At 72.7% G+C, this 16,435-nt stretch carries 16 protein-coding genes and 1 pseudogene; 11 read left to right on the top strand and 6 right to left on the bottom strand.

Annotated features, from left to right (window positions below):
* Positions 1 to 3 precede the first annotated feature (3 nt).
* From Q4C85_RS05200 to Q4C85_RS05165, 8 genes are all read left to right on the top strand, one after another.
* Positions 4 to 342 carry a P-II family nitrogen regulator gene (locus Q4C85_RS05200; RefSeq protein ID WP_303140344.1) on the top strand — a complete coding sequence of 113 codons (339 nt, stop codon included), beginning with the start codon at positions 4 to 6 and terminating at the stop codon, positions 340 to 342.
* Complete coding sequence (locus Q4C85_RS05195; protein WP_303140343.1) at positions 339 to 1,388, top strand: hypothetical protein; 1,050 nt, start codon at positions 339 to 341, stop codon at positions 1,386 to 1,388. Before Q4C85_RS05200 ends, Q4C85_RS05195 begins: the two co-directional genes overlap by 4 nt.
* The gene (locus Q4C85_RS05190) at positions 1,351 to 2,292 is read left to right on the top strand and encodes an HD domain-containing protein (RefSeq protein ID WP_303140342.1); all 942 of its coding nucleotides are present in this window, start codon (positions 1,351 to 1,353) and stop codon (positions 2,290 to 2,292) included. The genes Q4C85_RS05195 and Q4C85_RS05190 overlap by 38 nt, the downstream gene beginning before the upstream one ends.
* 212 nt (positions 2,293 to 2,504) lie before the next feature.
* A complete protein-coding gene (gene ffh / locus Q4C85_RS05185) occupies positions 2,505 to 4,160 on the top strand; it encodes a signal recognition particle protein (RefSeq protein WP_303140341.1) in 1,656 nt (551 codons plus the stop codon).
* 315 nt (positions 4,161 to 4,475) lie between these two features.
* Positions 4,476 to 5,696, top strand: a complete 1,221-nt coding sequence (locus Q4C85_RS05180) for a sensor histidine kinase (protein WP_303140434.1) — start codon at positions 4,476 to 4,478, stop codon at positions 5,694 to 5,696.
* Complete coding sequence (locus Q4C85_RS05175) at positions 5,693 to 6,541, top strand: response regulator transcription factor (protein ID WP_303140340.1); 849 nt, start codon at positions 5,693 to 5,695, stop codon at positions 6,539 to 6,541. Before Q4C85_RS05180 ends, Q4C85_RS05175 begins: the two co-directional genes overlap by 4 nt.
* 96 nt (positions 6,542 to 6,637) lie before the next feature.
* Positions 6,638 to 7,381, top strand: a complete 744-nt coding sequence (locus tag Q4C85_RS05170) for an ABC transporter ATP-binding protein (RefSeq protein ID WP_303140339.1) — start codon at positions 6,638 to 6,640, stop codon at positions 7,379 to 7,381.
* Positions 7,378 to 9,030, top strand: a complete 1,653-nt coding sequence (locus tag Q4C85_RS05165; RefSeq protein WP_303140338.1) for a hypothetical protein — start codon at positions 7,378 to 7,380, stop codon at positions 9,028 to 9,030. Before Q4C85_RS05170 ends, Q4C85_RS05165 begins: the two co-directional genes overlap by 4 nt.
* 154 nt (positions 9,031 to 9,184) lie before the next feature.
* On the opposite strand, the gene Q4C85_RS05160 is transcribed toward Q4C85_RS05165, so the two are convergent.
* From Q4C85_RS05160 to Q4C85_RS05145, 4 genes are all read right to left on the bottom strand, one after another.
* On the bottom strand, positions 9,185 to 9,883 hold the full coding sequence (locus tag Q4C85_RS05160; protein WP_303140337.1) for a response regulator transcription factor: 699 nt from the start codon (positions 9,881 to 9,883) through the stop codon (positions 9,185 to 9,187).
* Positions 9,880 to 10,935: a sensor histidine kinase gene (locus Q4C85_RS05155; protein WP_303140336.1), complete on the bottom strand. Its 1,056-nt coding sequence runs from the start codon at positions 10,933 to 10,935 to the stop codon at positions 9,880 to 9,882. The genes Q4C85_RS05160 and Q4C85_RS05155 overlap by 4 nt, the downstream gene beginning before the upstream one ends.
* A gap of 161 nt (positions 10,936 to 11,096) precedes the next feature.
* On the bottom strand, positions 11,097 to 11,942 hold the full coding sequence (locus Q4C85_RS05150) for an ABC transporter (protein ID WP_303140334.1): 846 nt from the start codon (positions 11,940 to 11,942) through the stop codon (positions 11,097 to 11,099).
* A 72-nt stretch (positions 11,943 to 12,014) separates the two neighbouring features.
* Positions 12,015 to 12,986: an ABC transporter ATP-binding protein gene (locus Q4C85_RS05145; protein ID WP_303140331.1), complete on the bottom strand. Its 972-nt coding sequence runs from the start codon at positions 12,984 to 12,986 to the stop codon at positions 12,015 to 12,017.
* A gap of 180 nt (positions 12,987 to 13,166) precedes the next feature.
* On the opposite strand from Q4C85_RS05145, the gene Q4C85_RS05140 reads away from it, so the two are divergent.
* Entirely contained in the window at positions 13,167 to 14,639 is a 1,473-nt protein-coding gene (locus tag Q4C85_RS05140) for an alanine/glycine:cation symporter family protein (protein WP_303140327.1), read from the top strand.
* A 98-nt stretch (positions 14,640 to 14,737) separates the two neighbouring features.
* Here the strand turns inward: Q4C85_RS05140 and Q4C85_RS05135 are convergent, their stop codons facing one another.
* Together Q4C85_RS05135 and Q4C85_RS05130 are read right to left on the bottom strand one after the other, a co-directional pair.
* Complete coding sequence (locus Q4C85_RS05135; RefSeq protein ID WP_303140433.1) at positions 14,738 to 14,929, bottom strand: ATP-binding cassette domain-containing protein; 192 nt, start codon at positions 14,927 to 14,929, stop codon at positions 14,738 to 14,740.
* Between the two features lie 221 nt (positions 14,930 to 15,150).
* Positions 15,151 to 15,354 (bottom strand): annotated as a pseudogene (locus tag Q4C85_RS05130) (GntR family transcriptional regulator); the annotation flags it as partial.
* Positions 15,355 to 15,587: 233 nt separating this feature from the next.
* On the opposite strand from Q4C85_RS05130, the gene rpsP reads away from it, so the two are divergent.
* Complete coding sequence (rpsP, locus tag Q4C85_RS05125; protein ID WP_303140325.1) at positions 15,588 to 16,052, top strand: 30S ribosomal protein S16; 465 nt, start codon at positions 15,588 to 15,590, stop codon at positions 16,050 to 16,052.
* Between the two features lie 2 nt (positions 16,053 to 16,054).
* Positions 16,055 to 16,291 (top strand): RNA-binding protein, encoded by a 237-nt coding sequence (locus Q4C85_RS05120; RefSeq protein WP_126381956.1) that lies wholly within the window; start codon positions 16,055 to 16,057, stop codon positions 16,289 to 16,291.
* The last annotated feature ends 144 nt before the right edge of the window (positions 16,292 to 16,435 follow it).

Here is a 16,435-nt window from a genome sequence, read left to right as displayed (position 1 = left end):
GCCATGAAGCTGCTGACCGCCATTATCCAGCCCTACCAGCTCGATGAGGTGACCACCGCCCTGGACGCCGCCGGCCTGCACGGCGTGACCGTCTCGGAGGCCCAGGGCGCCGGCCGCCAAAAGGGGCACACCGAGGTCTACCGGGGCGCGGAGTACCGGGTCGACTACGTCCCCAAGCTGCGCGTCGAGGTGCTGACCACTGACGCCGACATCGAGGAGGCGGTGGCCGCGGTCGCCCGGGCTGCGCGCACCGGGCGCATCGGCGACGGGAAGATCTGGGTGACCGCTGTCGAGGAGGTCGTCCGCGTGCGCACCGGTGAACGGGGCGACGCCGCCCTATGAGCGCCCACGCGCCGTCCCCGCTCTCGCCCCGGGGTGCCGCCGACCGCCACCCCCGCCCCCGGCCCTGGACGCCCCAGTCCGGCCGGGGGTGGCGGCAGGCGCTGAGCGCCGACCTGGAGGCCTCCCTGCGCGGGCTGTGGGCCAGGGCGCTGTCCGAGGTCGGTCTGCTCGACGACGGCGCCCCCGGCCCCGCCGTCGTTCCCGGGCTGGCGCTGGCCGCCGTCGGCTCCCTGGCGCGCCGTGAGGCCGGGCCCGCCTCCGACCTCGACCTCGTCCTGCTCCACGACCGGGCCGACACCCCCGCCCGCCGCCTCGACCCGGCGACGGTGGCAGCCCTGGCCGAGAACCTGTGGTACCCCCTGTGGGACGCGGGCGTGGTCCTGGACCACTCGGTGCGCACCATCGAGGAGGTCCGCGGCGTCGCCGGGAGCGACCTGCCGGCCGCCGTCGGCGTGCTCGACCTGCGCCACATCGCCGGGGACGCCTCCCTGACCGGGCGGTGCGCCAGCGTCCTGCTGGCCGACTGGCGGCGGGCCACCCGCAAGCGCCTGCCCGAGCTCGCCCAGGACGCCGCCGACCGCGCCCTGCGGGCCGGGGACCTGGCCACCCTCCTCGAGCCCGACCTCAAGGAGGCCCACGGCGGCCTGCGCGACGCCGTCATCGTGCGCGCCCTGGCGGCCTCCGGCCTGGCCGACCGGCCCCACGGGGGCTTCGACCGCGCCGTCGACTCCGTGCTCGACGTGCGCGACGCCCTGGCACTGGCCACCGGCAGGCCGACCAACCGCCTCCTCGCCGCGGCCCAGGACGAGGTGGCCGTCCCCCTGGGGGTGGTCGACGACGGTGGGGGCGGGCCCGAGGAGCCGCGGGACGCCCTCCTGCGCGGGCTCTACGTGGCCGGACGCGAGATCGCCTCCGCCCTGGAGGGGACAATGCGCAGCGCGCTGCGCGCCGCCCGCCCCGCGCGGCGGCCCCTGACCCTCGTGCGTTTTCGGCCGCCGCGGTGCCCCGGTGCTGCCACGGCCCGACGCCGGTGTCGCCCTGCTTGACGGCGAGGTCGTCCTGTCCGACGACGCCGACCCCGGTGCCGACCCCACCCTGCCGCTGCGCGTCGCGCTCGTGGCGGCCGACCGGCACCTGCCTGTGGCGGCTGTCACCCGGGTGAGCCTGGCGCGCTGCCCCGCCCCCCAGGGGCCCTGGTCGGCCGTGCCCTCCCGACTCGCCCGTGCCCCCGGCCGCGCCGGCCCTGACGCGGGTGCAGCCGACCGGGCCAGCGCCCTGGACCTGCTCGTCGAGCTGCTGGGCACCGGCGAGGAGCTGGTGCGCCTGTGGGAGGACCTCGACCTGGCCGGACTGCCCGAGCGCTGGTGGCCCGGATGGCGGGAGGTGCGCAACCGCCCCCAGCACAACCCGCTCCACACCTACACGGTTGACCGGCACATGGTGCGCACCGCCGCCCTGGCGGCCGAGCTCCTCGGCTCCCAGGAGGCCGCGGCCGGGCTGGGCTCGCTGGGCCTGCCCGTTCCGGGGCCGCCGGAGCGCCGCGCCCTCCTGCTCGCCGCCCTCGTGCACGACCTGGGCAAGGTGCCCGGTGTCATGGGTGAGGACCATGCCCGGGTCGGGGCGCAGCGCGCCCGGGAGGTCCTTGCCGTTCTCGGCCCGGCTCCGGCCGAGGCCGAGGAGGTCGAGCTCCTCGTGCGCCACCACCTCCTCCTGCCCGAGCTCGCCGGGCACCGCCCCGGCGCCCCCGAGGCGCTGGCAGCGGCCACCCAGGCGCTGGGGGCCGGCGAGCCGGCGCGTCGGCGCCTGGCGGCGCTCTGGCTGCTCACTCAGGCCGACGCCCGCGCCGCCGGGCCGCGGGCCTGGACCGGTGTGCGTGCCGAGGTCCTGGCGCGCGCCACCGCCGGGCTCGCTCATGGTCTGGTCCTCGGCACGCCGAACGTCCGCCAGTAGGACCCGGGGCCGCAGGCCGCCGGGGGCTCCGGCGGGGGAGCGGGCCTGCGAGGCGCGGTCGGCGGGTGCCCCGGCGGGCGCGTGAGGGCCGGCACGCCCCGCGGGCCTGGGCGCGCAGCCCGGCACCGGTATCCTGAGCGGCAGCACTGCCCACGGCGGCTCGGGCCGCCGTCGACCACCAGGCGCCACTGGGCGCCCAGGAAGGACCACGCGTGTTCGGCAACCTCTCCGACCGGCTCACCGCCTCCTTCAGCTCGCTGCGCGGCAAGGGCCGCCTGACCGAGGCCGACATCGACACCACCGTCTCCGAGATCCGCCGTGCGCTGCTCGAGGCCGACGTCGCCCTGCCGGTCGTGCGCTCCTTCACCGCCGCCGTGCGTGACAAGGCCAAGGACGCCGCACGTTCCCAGGCCCTCAACCCCGCCCAGCAGGTCATCAAGATCGTCAACGACGAGCTCATCGAGGTCCTGGGCGGGCAGTCGCGCGAGATCAACTGGGCCGACCGCGGCCCGACGGTCATCATGCTCGCCGGCCTCCAGGGCGCGGGCAAGACGACGCTGGCGGGCAAGCTCGGCCGCTGGCTGCGCGACCAGGGCAAGCGGGTCCTCCTCGTGGCCTCCGACCTCCAGCGGCCCAACGCAGTCACCCAGCTGAGCGTCATGGCCGAGCGCGCCGGGGTGCACGTGTGGGCGCCCGAGCCGGGCAACGGGGTGGGCGACCCCGTGGCCGTGGCCCGCTCCGGCGTCGAGCAGGGGCGCAGCCACGGCTACGACGTCGTCGTGGTCGACACCGCGGGCCGCCTCGGTGTCGACGCCGAGATGATGGACCAGGCCATCCGCATCCGCGACGCGGTCGCCCCCCACGAGATCCTCTTCGTCCTGGATGCCATGGTCGGTCAGGACGCCGTCAACACCTCGGTGGCCTTCCGCGACGGGGTGGGCTTCACCGGCGTCGTCCTGTCCAAGCTCGACGGCGACGCCCGCGGCGGTGCGGCCCTGTCGGTGCGGGGGGTGACCGGGGCCCCGGTCCTGTTCTCCTCCACCGGTGAGGGCCTGACCGACTTCGAGCGCTTCCACGCCGACCGCATGGCCTCACGCATCCTCGACATGGGCGACCTGCTCACCCTCATCGAGCAGGCCCAGCGCGCCTTCGACGAGAAGGAGGCCGAGGACACCGCCGCCAAGCTCGCCTCCGGGGAGTTCACCCTCGCGGACTTCCTGTCCCAGCTGCGCCAGCTGCGCAAGATGGGCTCGATGAAGAAGATGCTCGGGATGCTGCCGGGCATGGGCCAGATGCGCGAGGCCCTCGAGGCCTTCGACGAGCGCGAGGTCGACCGCATCGAGGCCATCGTGTGCTCGATGACGCCAGCGGAGCGGCGCGACCTGTCCATCCTCAACGGCTCGCGCCGCTCGCGCATCGCCAAGGGCTCGGGCACCTCGGTCCAGGCGGTCAACGAGCTCGTCACCCGCTTCGAGGGGGCCAAGAAGATGATGGAGGCCATGGCCGCCGGTGGCCTCGACGGCGGGGGCATGCCGGGCATGGGCTCGCTGCCCTCGACCGGCAAGCGGGCCAAGGCCCGCCAGGCGCCCAAGGCCAAGCAGCGCAAGGGCGGCAAGAAGGGCCGCAGCGGCAACCCGGCCAAGGCCGCCCGCCAGGCCCGGGAGGCCCAGCGCCGGGCCGCCGAGCCCTCCGCACCGGCCCCGGAGCCCGGCGCCTCCTTCGGCCTGGGCTCCTCCCAGGGCTCCTCGGCCGCCTCCTACGGCATCATGCCCGAGCAGAGCGTCGCGCCGGCCCCGGCGGTCGACGAGGTCGCCGAGGCGATGGACGCCCTGCCCGAGGACCTGCGCCGCCGCCTCGGCCTGGGCTGACCCACCCCCTGAGAGCGGACCCGTGGCACGGTGCGACCGGAACGTACCGGGATCAGGGGCGGCAGGTCATCAACGGGAGCCGACCATGGGCGCACCCGGTTGGGAGGTCCGGGTGCCTGACCTAAGGTGATCGCCATGGGCCTTGACCACGCCGAGGAGCGGTCCCGCCGAGCCGGTCGCGACCGCTGGAGCCCGGAGCCGCCGGACACGACGCGACTCACGCCGCGGACTGCCCTGGACTGGCGCGGCCGTAGCCGTTGCGTCCGGCTCGGCCCCAGGCTGGCCCTCCCGTTGGGCGATGTCGTTCTCACGGTGATGGGACTGCTCTGCCTGGCCGTCGACATTCATGTCGTTCTTCGCTGGGGGACATACCCCGCCTACCTCGCCGAGACGGCACTCACGGCCGTCATCGTCATCGTCCAGCCGCTGCGGCACCTGCGGGTCCGCGTCTCCTTCCTCCTCACCTACGCCGCCCTGGCCGGCATGGCCGCGCTGATATGGCTCTCCCCGGTCAATCTGGGCCTCTCCCCGATTCTCGTGATGGCCCCCACCTCTTTGTATGCCGTCACGCGATGGGCGCCCGACCAGCGCTGGGGTGTGGGCGGGTTGCTCCTGGCCCTGTGTGGATCGGTGCTCAACCCCGTCCTGCTCAGGGCGCTGCGATCCCAGACCGACCTTGTCACCGGCGGAGGCCCGTTGCTGTTCTCCACCACCTGCGCCCTCGTGGTCACCTGGGCCCACCTTGCCGCCTCCTCGGCGCGACGCCGCGCCGAGGAGCAGGACCGTGCGGTCGAGGCGGCCGCGCAGCAGGCGGCGGCCAAGGCGGCAGCCACGGAACGTGTCACCATCGCCCGAGAGCTGCACGACCTGGTCGGCCACACCCTGACTGTCGTCAAGGTCCAGGCCAGCACCGGCCTGACACTGGGCGGCCATGAGCAGATGAGACAAGCCCTTGCGGCGATACGCGAGGCATCGAGCGCCTCCCTGGAGTCCGTGCGCGACTACGTCAGCCTCCTGCGCGACCCGAGCGCCGGTACCCAGGCGACCCCGCCCGCCGACCTGGGCGCCCTGTCCCAGATGGTGGACCGGGCGCGCACGGCGGGCCTGCGGATCGAGGCCCGGCTGCCGGCCGACGAGGAGCTGCGCGCCTGGAACGAGACCTGGACCGCCGTCGAGCGCCTGACTCTCAGCCGCGTCCTGGCGGAGGGCCTGACCAATGCGGTGCGCCATGGTGGCGGACAGGCCCGCCTGAGCGTGACCGCGACACCGGACCGCTGTGCCCTGGAGTTGAGCAACACCCTGGGCGACGGGGACACGCACATTCCGGTGCGCCACGGTGCGGGACTGGCGGGACTCACCGAGCGGCTCCGCCTGGCCTCCGGGATCTTGGAGGCGGGCACCGAGTGGGTCGACGGCGAGGAGAGGTTCGTCCTGCGGGCGGTCTTCCCGGTCCGCGGTACCGGAGCGCCTCCCATGACTGCCGCGACTGCCGCACCGGCGCAGACCCTTGGACCCGACGGCGGTCGGCGGCCATGACCGAGACCTCGCGTACCCTGCGGGTCGCCGTCGTTGACGACCAGCCGCTGCTGGTGTCGGCCTTCAGCGCCCTCATCGGCTCCCGGCCGGACATGGAGGTCGTCCTGACCGCCGCTGACGGCGCCCAGGCACTGGACGGGCTACGGGAGGCCTCCCTGCGCGGCCGCGGCGCCGACGTCGTACTCATGGACATCCGGATGCCTGTGCTCGACGGTGTCGCCGCCACCCGGGCGCTGTGCGCCTCGAACCTGGAGGGGCGCAACACGGGCAACCCGGTCGTGGGGACCAGCCCGGTTCCCCGGGTGCTCATCCTGACCACCTTTGAGGACGAGGACCTCGTGCTGGCCTCGCTGCGCGCGGGAGCTTGCGGCTTCCTCCTCAAGGACGCCGAGCCCGACACACTGTTCGCCGCGGTGCGCACCGTCGGCGGGGGCGGTGCCTGGCTCGACCCGGCCGTCACCCCGCATGTGCTGCGGGCGCTCGGGCCGGAGCAAGACGACCTTGTGGGGGCGCGCGGCGGGCCGCCCAAGGATCGCGTCGCGGTACCAGCCGATCCGCCCAGCAGGCTGGTGCCCCAGGATTTCCTCCTGACCGGTGAGAGGCTGACCCAGCGCGAGCACGCGGTCCTGCTCCTTGTATGCCAGGGGCAGACCAACGCGCAGATTGCCGCCCGCCTGCACGTCGCGGAGTCCACTGTCAAGAGCCACCTCAAGGCGGTGCTGGGACGAACCGGGTGCCGCAACCGCGTCGAGCTCATCATCCGTGCGTACTCCACAGGACTTGTGCGGCCCAGCGACGTCGAGGGGCTCGAGGGGCGCAGCGCACCGTGCTCGTCGCAGCAGTGAGGCACAAGCGGCCTGCCGACTCCTTCGCAAGGAGGAGACGCCGCCATGTCCCTTGTGGGGATCCGGCCTGCGCGGTTCCGGAGGCAGCATGCCGCCATGAGCACTTCACAGCAACCAGCACCGAGCTCGGTCGTACCGGGTCTGGCGCTGAACAACATCTCTATCCGCATGGGTGGCCGCCAGATCCTGTCCGAGCTGTCGCTGTCGGCCCGTCCCGGCCGTGTGTACGGGCTTTTGGGCCCCAACGGCGCAGGCAAGTCCACCACCTTCAACATCGCCTTGGGGCTGCTGCGACCCGACACCGGAGGTGTCGAGGTCCTCGGCTCCCCGCTGACCCGTGCCAGCCTGTCCCACGTCGGAGCCTCCGTCAACGGCCCCGCCCTGTACCCCCAGCTGAGCGCTGAGGCGAACCTGCGCATCCACTGCCACCTCACCGGCACCTCGAAGCAGGTCATCGAGCCTCTTCTCGAGCACGTCGGCCTGTCCGACGTCGGCGGCAAGCGTGTCCGCGCCTTCTCCACCGGCATGCGGATGCGCCTGGCACTGGCACAGGCCCTGCTGGGGGACCCGGAGATACTCATCCTTGATGAGCCCGGCAACGGCCTGGACCCTCAGGGAGTCATCGAGCTGCGCGGAATGCTGCGTGGGCTGGCCGCCCAGGGACGTACCGTTGTCGTCTCCAGCCACATCCTCGGTGAGATGGCACGGACATGTGATGACATCGGGGTGCTCGTCGGTGGGCGCATGGCCTTCGAGGGGCCCCTGGAGGAGCTCGCCGACAGTGAGGACCTTGAGGCCGCCTTCCTGGAGATCGTGACCGGGCAGGGGGCCCGGTCATGAGCGCGGCACGCACAACCGGAGCACGCCGCCGGCGCCAGGACCGGCCCGGGGGCCCGGGAGGAGTCGGCGGGCTGTTGCGTGCCGAGATGCTGCGGACCCGCCGTACCGCCACCTGGGGAGTGCCGCTGGCCGTGGCGCTGTTCGCTGTGCAGGCCCTGCTCGTCGCACACACTGCCCGCACGGCAACCGGATGGAATGACGGGGTCATGGCGTGGATGGGCACCTACCCGACCTCCTTCGCCCTGCCCATGGGCGGCCTGGTCGGGGCGATGGCGGCGTGGCGCGAGCAGCGCCTGCGCGCCGGCGGCACGGCCTGGCGGGCCGTGCGACCTCGAGACACGGTTCTGGTGAGGATGGCGGTCCTCACGGTGTCCGCGGCTCTGAGCCAGGTGCTGCTGATGGGGCCGGTCGTGATCGATGCGCTCGTGCGGGGCGAGGGATTTGGCCCGTGGGCCCGCTACCTGGCATTCATGGCGGTCATGACCGTGGCGGTCAGTGCCGCATCCTTCTGGGGGCTGGCGCTCGGGCAGCTGATCGGTGGCGTGGCGGTGGGCCTGGTTCCTGCGGCCGCCCTGTGCTGGTCGGTCGCCGGTGCCGTGCGAGCAGAGTCGGCGAGCTGGTGGGCGGAGCCATGGACGTGGTCGATCCGGCCCGTGCTGCCCCTGCTGGGCGTGCACGGCAACAACCTCGCCCTGGAGCCCGGATCGGTCGTGTGGAGCTTCCCGGTCATGCCCGGTGTCCTGCTCACGGCGGGGCTCGGCGCCCTAGGAGCGCTGGCCGCGCTGGCGGGCTCCAGCCACCGTGCGGGCGGGCCTGAGGGGCGGCTGCCGAACCTCAGTCGTCTGGCGCCCAGGAGGTCCGACGCCGCGCACGAGCTGTCCAGCGGCGCGCCATCACCGTCCGCGGCTCCCCAGCCCCACACCCGGACCGCTTCGGCACCGCATGTCCCGGTGGCGGACCGAGGGCGGCGGTCAGTGGCGCTGGCGGTGGCCCTGAGCCTGCCTTGGCGGGTCTGGGGTGGGCTGGCGCTGACGCTCGCGGCGCTCATCGGCATCGTCAATGTCGTGTATCCGGTCACCTATTCACTGACCCTGCTCACCCTGGCCGGGGCGCCGACGGCGGCGTGGGTGGCGGGGATGACCTCGTGGGGTGCCCAGGCTCCCTCATGGCGCGTCCTGGTGCTGCGGGCACGGCCTGCGGCCCTGACCATCGCCTCCCTGGCCTGGGTGATGGCCCTCCTACTGGCTGCCCTCGTGCCGAGCTGGGTGGCGGCGGTCTGGGGGGAGCCCCTGTTGCGCACCGACCCGGGGCTGGGGGCGCTGTCCGGGGCCGTGTACGTCCTGCTGGTCATGCCGTGCGTGTGCCTCATGCTCGCGGCGACCGCCCACGCACTGACCCAGGTCGCCGGTACCGTCACTGCGATCGTCGTGGCCGTCGGTGCGTTCCTGACCGGTGTGGTCATCGCGGGCAACGAGGCACTCGTGGGCACCTGGCTGTGGTACCTGGCGCCGTGGGGCTGGATGGAGGCGACCGCGACGTACCCGCAGCGGTGGGTCCTGGTCGGCGTGCTCGCACTGTCCCTCAGCGTCCTGGCCGTGCTCGTCTCGACCCTGTCGGGCAGGCGCGTGGCCGCCCGCTCCGGGTCCTGAGAGGCCGCCGGACCACCGTGGGTCCGGGTACATATGGCAGACCGGTGGCACCGTACCTTGGGCCCGCCACACCTGGCACCGCATTGCGCGAGTCAGGCGCGGCGGGCCCGCCGCGCCTGACTCGCCTGTGGCCGCCAGGGCCAACGTGGTCGGGTCAGAGCCAGCCGTTGGTCTCGGCGGTACGGGCGGCCTCGACGCGGTTGCGCGCGTGGGTCTTGGCGATGGCGCTCGACAGGTAGTTGCGCACGGTCCCCTCGCCCAGGTGCAGCTCGCCGGCGATCCGCGGGGCATCCATCCCCCGACCAGCCAGGCGCAGCACCTCGCACTCCCGGGAAGTCAGCGGGTTGGGGCCCAGCAGTACCGACTCCTGGGCCAGCGCCGGGTCGATGACCCGCAGCCCGGCGTGCACCTTGCGGATCGCCTCGGCGAGCTCGGCGGGGGGAGTGTCCTTGACGAGGAAGCCGCTGGCCCCGGTCTCGATGGCCCGCGACAGGTAGCCCGGACGCCCGAAGGTCGTCACGATGAGGCTGCGGCAGCCGGTGCGCCCCGCTGCCCGCATAGCCGCGATCCGGCCAGCAGCCCACAGCCCGTCGCCCTGGGGCATCTCGATGTCGAGCAGGGCGACGTCGACGCCGCCGCCCTCCACCGCTTCGACCGCCTCCTGCCCGGTGCCCACCTGAGCCACGACGGTCAGGTCGGCCTCGAGGGACAGCAGTGTGGCCAGGGCGCCGCGCACGAGCGCCTGGTCATCGGCCAGCAGCAAGCGGATGCCACCGGGCTGCCCGGCCTGACCGGGCTGACCGGCGGGCCCGACCCCGGGCCGCGCACCGGCCACCATTGATTCCGTACTCACAACTCCACCTCGAGCTCGGTGCCCGGACGGTCCCACCCACCCGCCCACACGGTAGATCCTGGGCGCGCAGGCAGTGGGCTCGTCATGTGCAAGGATCCGCCGACCGCCTCGACTCGCTGGCGCAGCCCGCTCAAGCCGTTGCCGGCCATCGACTCACTCAGTCCCACGCCATCGTCGCGCACGCGCAGCCTGCCGGGCACCAGTTCGACCTCGACCCGTGAGGCGCCGGCGTGCCGCAGGATGTTCGTCGTCGCCTCGCGCAGGGCCCAGGACAGGACCTCCCGCTGGGGCAGCGGCACCCCTGCGACGCTCCCGCGCAGGTCCGCGTCCAGACCGGCTGCGGCGAAGGCGGTGCGTGAGGCCTCCACCTGTCCGGCCAGGTCGGGCGTGCGCAACCTGGTCACGGTGTCGCGCACGTCGGACAGCGCCGAGCGGGACAGGCTGAGGATCTCGGTGAGCTCGGCCTCAGCCCGGTCCGGGTCGAGGCGTACGAGCCGCTGGGCGACCTCAGCCTTGAGCGTGAGAACCGTCAGGGAGTGGCCCAGGATGTCGTGGACGTCCCGGCTGATCTCCTCCCGCTCGGCGGCGGCGGCGAGCTCGCGGTCGGTGCTGTTGCGGCGCTCATCGATCTCGGCGCTGATCCTGCCCAGCATGATGGTGACACCGGAGAAGGAGCATCCCAGTACCGCCCACAGGTCGTCGCCTGCCTGGAGGCCGACTGCCGCCAGGCAGGCCGCCACGCAGGCCGTGATGACGATCGGCCCTCCAGTGACCAGGGGTGTGGCAAACAAGACGATCGCCATGACGTAGGGCAGGAAGTACGAGGCCAACCATCCCAGGGCCGGGATGGTGAGCAGGGCCAGGACAATGAGTCCGGCGAGCTGGCGAGCCACCGGGGCCAGCTGGCTGTGCACCGGGGCCCCGGGCGGCAGGTCGGTCCAGCCGGGCATGGTCGACACGGTGCGCACGTACACGACCATGAAGGCAAGGATCCCGGCACATGTACCCACGCGTGCCGGCAAGGACAGCCCGGAGCGTGCTATGACGACCATGGGGATGATGAGGAGCACCACCCAGACTGACGCCTGCCAGTCGACTCTGCGGTACCACGGCCTGGTCGGCCCGACCTCCAGGGACGGACCGACCAAGCTGTGGGTGCTCGGCCACCGGCTGGCACCCCGGGAACCAGGCGCGCCCCGGGTGCGCCGGACGGTCACTGCCGCACCGTCGAGCGTCGCCGTGCCGCCACGCACATGAGGGTGAAGACCAGTGTCCATGCCACCAGGTTAGCCAGTCCGTACCACACCGGCTCCTCAACGAGGCCGGTCGTCGTGGCCACGGTGTCTCCCTGAAGGGGGCGCACCGCCAGCGAACCGGGCCCGTACAGGGGGGTGTAGTGGGCAATCGTGAACAGGAGTCCGCTCAGTGGCATGAACAGGTTGCCCAGGAAGGCGAAGACGCTGATCGAGGCGCCCGCCACCCCCGTTGCCGTGTTGGAAGGGAACCACAGCCCGGCCGCCAGGCCGAAGATCGCGAAGGGAACAGTCGTGCCGAGGCAGATGAGGAAGCACGCGGCCCACCGCTGGGGAGAATCGATGACCGCGCCGGTCAGTGCGCCGGCTGCGAAGATGAGTACCAGGGGGAACAAGGACACCAGGAGAGCGCTGATGAGCCGCGCTGTGGCATAGGTGCGCATGCCCCCGGCGGTCAGGGCGATCTGGCGGCCCCAGCCTCCGGCCTGCTCGACGGCCGCGGAGGCGGCGGCGGTGGTGGCGGCGATGGCTGCCGAGTAGGTCGACATGTTGACCATGATCGAGGCGGTGATGTTGCCGTTGCCTACCGACATGGTCTCAAACTCGGACATCTTGCCGAACAGGAGGTACATGCCCAGGGGCATGATGATCGTGAAGAACAGGGTGTCGGCCCGGCGCAAGGTGGCCAGGGTCTCGACACGCACGTAGGTCCACGGGGACGGGCGTCGGGTTGGCCGGCGAGGTGCTGTGGCGGACCGGGGACCGGTCACGGGGGAGGGGGTCGATGGGGCGGCGGTCGTCGTCATGTCGGTTTCCTCAACGGTTGCGGGTGGGGGGAGGGGCGGGCCGGGACCTTGCCTGGCGGGTTCCTGAGGTGCTCAGGAGGCGATCGGTGTGTCCGAGCCGACGAGATCGGAGAAGATGTCGTCAAGGTCGGGGGCCTCGATGCCCAGGTGGATGGCCGGGGTGGAGGTCAACAGCCAGCGTGCAAGGTCGTCGGCGGCGGTCGTGCGCAGGTCGATGTGCTCGCCGTGGACCTGGAGGGATACGAGGCTGTCGGCGCAGGGGCCCAGCGCCTTGCGCAGCTCCTCAGGCCCGCTCAGGCCGGGCCAGGTGGCGGTGACGGTGGTGGCTCGCTGGTTGGCGCGCAGCTCGTTGAGGGAGCCGGATGCCACGAGACGCCCGCGGTTGATGATGACGATCCGGTCGGCGAAGTCGGCAGCCTCCTGCAGGTAGTGGGTGGCGAAGATGATCGTGCGACGGGCCGTGGCCGTCTGGGCGCGCATGGTCTCCCAGAAGGCCGCCCGGGCGGTCACATCCAGCCCCGTGGTGGGCTCATCGAGGATGAGCAGCTCGGGGTCGGGCAGGAGCGCCAGGGCCAGGCGCAGCCGCTGGCGCTCGCCGCCCGACAGCCGAGAGACCCGCCGCCCCAGGAGCCCGGCGAGGTCGGTCTGGGCGATGACGCCCTCGACGTCGGGCTCATGGGCATGGAGGGATGCCACGACCTCAAGGGTCTGGCGCACCGTGTAGGCCTCGATGAGGCCGCCGGTCTGGAGGACGGCGCCCACACGGTCGTCGGCAACCGCCTGGGCCGGGCTCGACCCCAGGACTGTGACGGTGCCCGAGGTCGGTGTGGTGAAGCCCAGGACGATGTCGAGCGTCGTCGACTTCCCAGCCCCGTTGGGGCCAAGGAAGGCGAGAACCTCGCCGCGGGGGACGGTCAGGTCGAAGCCGTCGACGGCGCGCACGGTGCCGAAGTGCTTGTGCAGGCCGCGGACCTCGACAGCGGGATCCGGGCTCGTGGGGCCGGTAGGGGCAGGACGGGGGGATGCCGGTGTTGCGGTGGTCATGGCCCCAGGCTGCGCCCGGGGGGAGCGGCCCGGTACTGGATCCCGTCACCGCCTGGCCATGACAGGTGTCATGCCCCGGTCGCAGGACGGACGTCCGGTGGCCTCCGGTCACCCGACCGGTAGCCTCGGTGCCTGCGCAGCCGCGCCGACCCTTGGCACCCACATGGACGGAACACCCCTATGGCCGCATCGCTCACGCAGGCCCTCGCCGCCTTCGAAGGCTTCGTCTCCGGCAAGATCCTCGTCTACCTCCTGCTGGGCACCGGCATCTACCTCACGGTGCGCAGCCGCGGTGTCCAGCTGCGCCTCTTCCCGCGCGCCGTGCGGCTCGTGGCCACCTCCCGGCACCAGCGGGGCTCCCTGTCGTCCTTCCAGGCCTTCGTCATCGGCCTGGGCGGGCGTGTGGGGACCGGCAACGTGGCGGGGGTCGCGCTCGCGGTCACCCTGGGCGGCCCGGGAGCCCTGTTCTGGATGTGGGTGGTCGGCCTGCTGGGCATGGCCACCTCCTTCGCCGAGTCGACCCTGGCCCAGGTCTTCAAGGTCCGCAACGCCGACGGCATCTTCCGCGGCGGACCGGCCTACTACATGCAGCGGGGCCTGGGTCGTCGCGGTATGGGGATCGTCTTCGCCGCGATGCTCGTGTTCTCCTACGGCCTGGTCTTCCCCATGGTGCAGTCCAACACCATCGCGGCGACCCTGTCGGACTCCCACGCGGTGAGCACCTCGGTCAGCGCGGTCGTGCTCATGGTCGTCACCGCGCCGATCCTGCTGGCCGGCATGCGGGTCGTGGCCCGTGTGTGCGAGTGGCTCGTGCCGATCATGGCCGCGGCCTACCTCCTCGTCGTCCTTATCGTCCTCATCTCCTCGGCCTCCCGGATCCCCGGGGTGTTGTCCGACATCTTCGCCGGGGCCTTCAACCTGCGCTCGGGCCTGGCGGGCACCGGCGGCGGGCTGTTCGCGACCTTCCTCAACGGCACCAAGCGCGGTCTGTTCTCCAATGAGGCCGGCCAGGGCTCCTCGCCCAACGGTGCGGCGACCGCCGACGTCGCCCACCCCGTCTCCCAGGGGCTCATCCAGGCCCTCGGCGTGTTCATCGACACCCTCGTCATCTGCACCGCGACCGGCCTGACGATCCTGCTGGCCTCCCCGAAGGTCTACAGCCCGGGGGTCGAGTCGGCCTGGGCCGAGACGACCCTTGTCCAGCGGGCCCTGGCCGACGCCCTGCCGGGAGGCTGGGTCGTGTGGTTCATGACCTTCGTCGTCACCACCTTCGCCTACTCCTCGGTGCTGGGCTACTCCACCTTCGCCGAGGTCAACATCTCCTACCTCGGCGGAGGGAGGCGGGCCGGGCTCGTCCTGCGCCTGGCGATGACGGCGGCCACCGGGCTGGGCGCGATCGTGGCCCTTGAGCTGGCCTGGGTCATGGCCGACATCGCCCTGGCCCTCATGACGATCCTCAACCTCGTGGCGGTGCTGTGGCTGAGCCGCTGGGTCTTGGCGGTGCTGGCCGACTACGACCGGCAGCGGCGCCAGGGGCGGGCCGAGCCCGCCTTCGTCGCCGAGGGCAATGAGCTGCTGCCGGCGGCCCTGGACGGGGACATCTGGACCACCGGGCGGGCGGCCCAACGCCTGGCCAGCCTCAACGAGGGCTGAGCCTGCCCGCTGCCTGCCCGCTGGTCGCCCCCTCACCCCACCGGCTCGGCCCTCCACGCGCCCCCTCGGGCACCGGACACGGCCGGGCGCACGGGTCCTCAGCGCCTTCCGAGTAGGGCGATGTCCTCCACGGCTCCCTCGAAGACCGGAGAGCCCGATGCGGTGACCGATCCCGCGGTCGGGCGGCGCAGCCCGGCGGCCAGGGCGAGCATCGTGGACTTGCCTGCGCCATTGCGGCCGAGGAGTCCGGTGATGACGCCGGGACGAAAGGTGACGGTGACCTCTCTCAGCGCTCACCTCGTGCGTGGCGCGCGGGAGCCGAACGGGCCGTAGGCGTAGCCGACGCGGGTGAAGGTCAGGTCGGGGGCGCTCATGACTGCTCTTTGTTGTTCGGGCGGTTGTTCGGGCTGTTGGTCGGCCCAAGGGGCGGGCTGGTGCCTGGGGTCGGCTCCGGCCGGGCTGCGGGAGGTGCGGCCAGGTGTGCGTGGACGGCTGCGAGCAGCGCCTCGTGACTCAGACCGAGGACGAGGCCGGCGTCCAGGGCGGGGCCGAGCACCTGGGCGGCGTACTCGCCGCGCCGGGCCGCCTGCAGGCGCTCCAGGGCGCCGTCGGCCACGAACATGCCGATACCCCGTTGCTTGACCACCAGGCCCTCGTCCACCAGGAGGGACACGGCCTTGTTCGCCGTAGCGGGATTGATGCGGTACCTGGTGGCTGTCAAGGCCCGGCGGACCGGCCTGTGGGCGATCTCGCAGGGTCCCGGAGCCCTCCGGCATCCGGGGTGCTGGCAGGCCCGGCTTCTCCTCTGGCAGAATGTTCGGCTGTACTCGACCGCGCGCGGCCCCTCTCCCGGGCGCGGCCGCGTCTCGGCAGACGCCGGAAACCGTTGCTTGACCCCACCGGGGACCAGCGCGAGCCAAACCATCCAGAACCAGGAGTTCAACCACAGTGGCAGTCAAGATTCGCCTCAAGCGCATGGGCAAGAAGTTCGCCCCCTTCTACCGGGTCGTCGTCCTGGACTCCCGCAAGAAGCGCGACGGCCGTGTCATCGAGGAGATCGGTCTGTACGACCCGATGCAGGAGCCCTCGCTCATCCGCATCGACTCCGAGCGCGCCCAGTACTGGCTCGGTGTGGGCGCCCAGCCCACCGACACCGTGTTCAAGCTGCTCAAGATCACGGGCGACTACCAGAAGTTCAAGGGCCTGCCGGGCGCCGAGGGCACTCTCAAGGTCAAGGACGCCGACGCAGACGCCGTCGCCAAGGAGGCCGCCGTCAAGGCTGCGGCCGACGAGGCCGAGAAGCGCAAGGCCGCGGCCGCCGAGGCCAAGGCGAAGGCAGACAAGGAGGCCGCTGAGGCCTCCGAGACGGCCGGCTCCGAGGAGCCCGCCGAGGCGCCGGCCGAGGAGGCCTGATCATGTTGGCCGATGCGCTCGAGCACCTTGTGCGGGGCATCGTCGACCACCCCGACGACGTCACCGTCACCTCCCGTTCGCTGCGCCGCGGCGACCTGCTCGAGGTGAGGGTCAACCCCGAGGACCTCGGACGCGTCATCGGCCGCTCCGGCCGGACGGCCCGCGCCCTGCGCACGGTCGTCGGAGCCCTGGCGGACGAGCCGGTCCGGGTCGACGTCGTCGACACCGACCGCAGGTGAGGCCCGGGCCCGTCCGAGTGCCTCAAGCCGGCCCGCGCTGGGTCTGAGCCTGAGTCTGAGCCCGAGATCAGGCCGGCGCACGTCCAAGCCGCCCGGCGTGGTTGTTGGCCCGCCCCCCCCACCGGGGGGGGGCGCCCCCCCCCC

The sequence above is a fragment of the Actinomyces sp. genome, assembly GCF_030524025.1.
In the GTDB taxonomy this organism is placed as follows: Bacteria; Actinomycetota; Actinomycetes; order Actinomycetales; family Actinomycetaceae; genus Actinomyces.
This window is presented reverse-complemented; position numbering and strand designations above follow the sequence as displayed.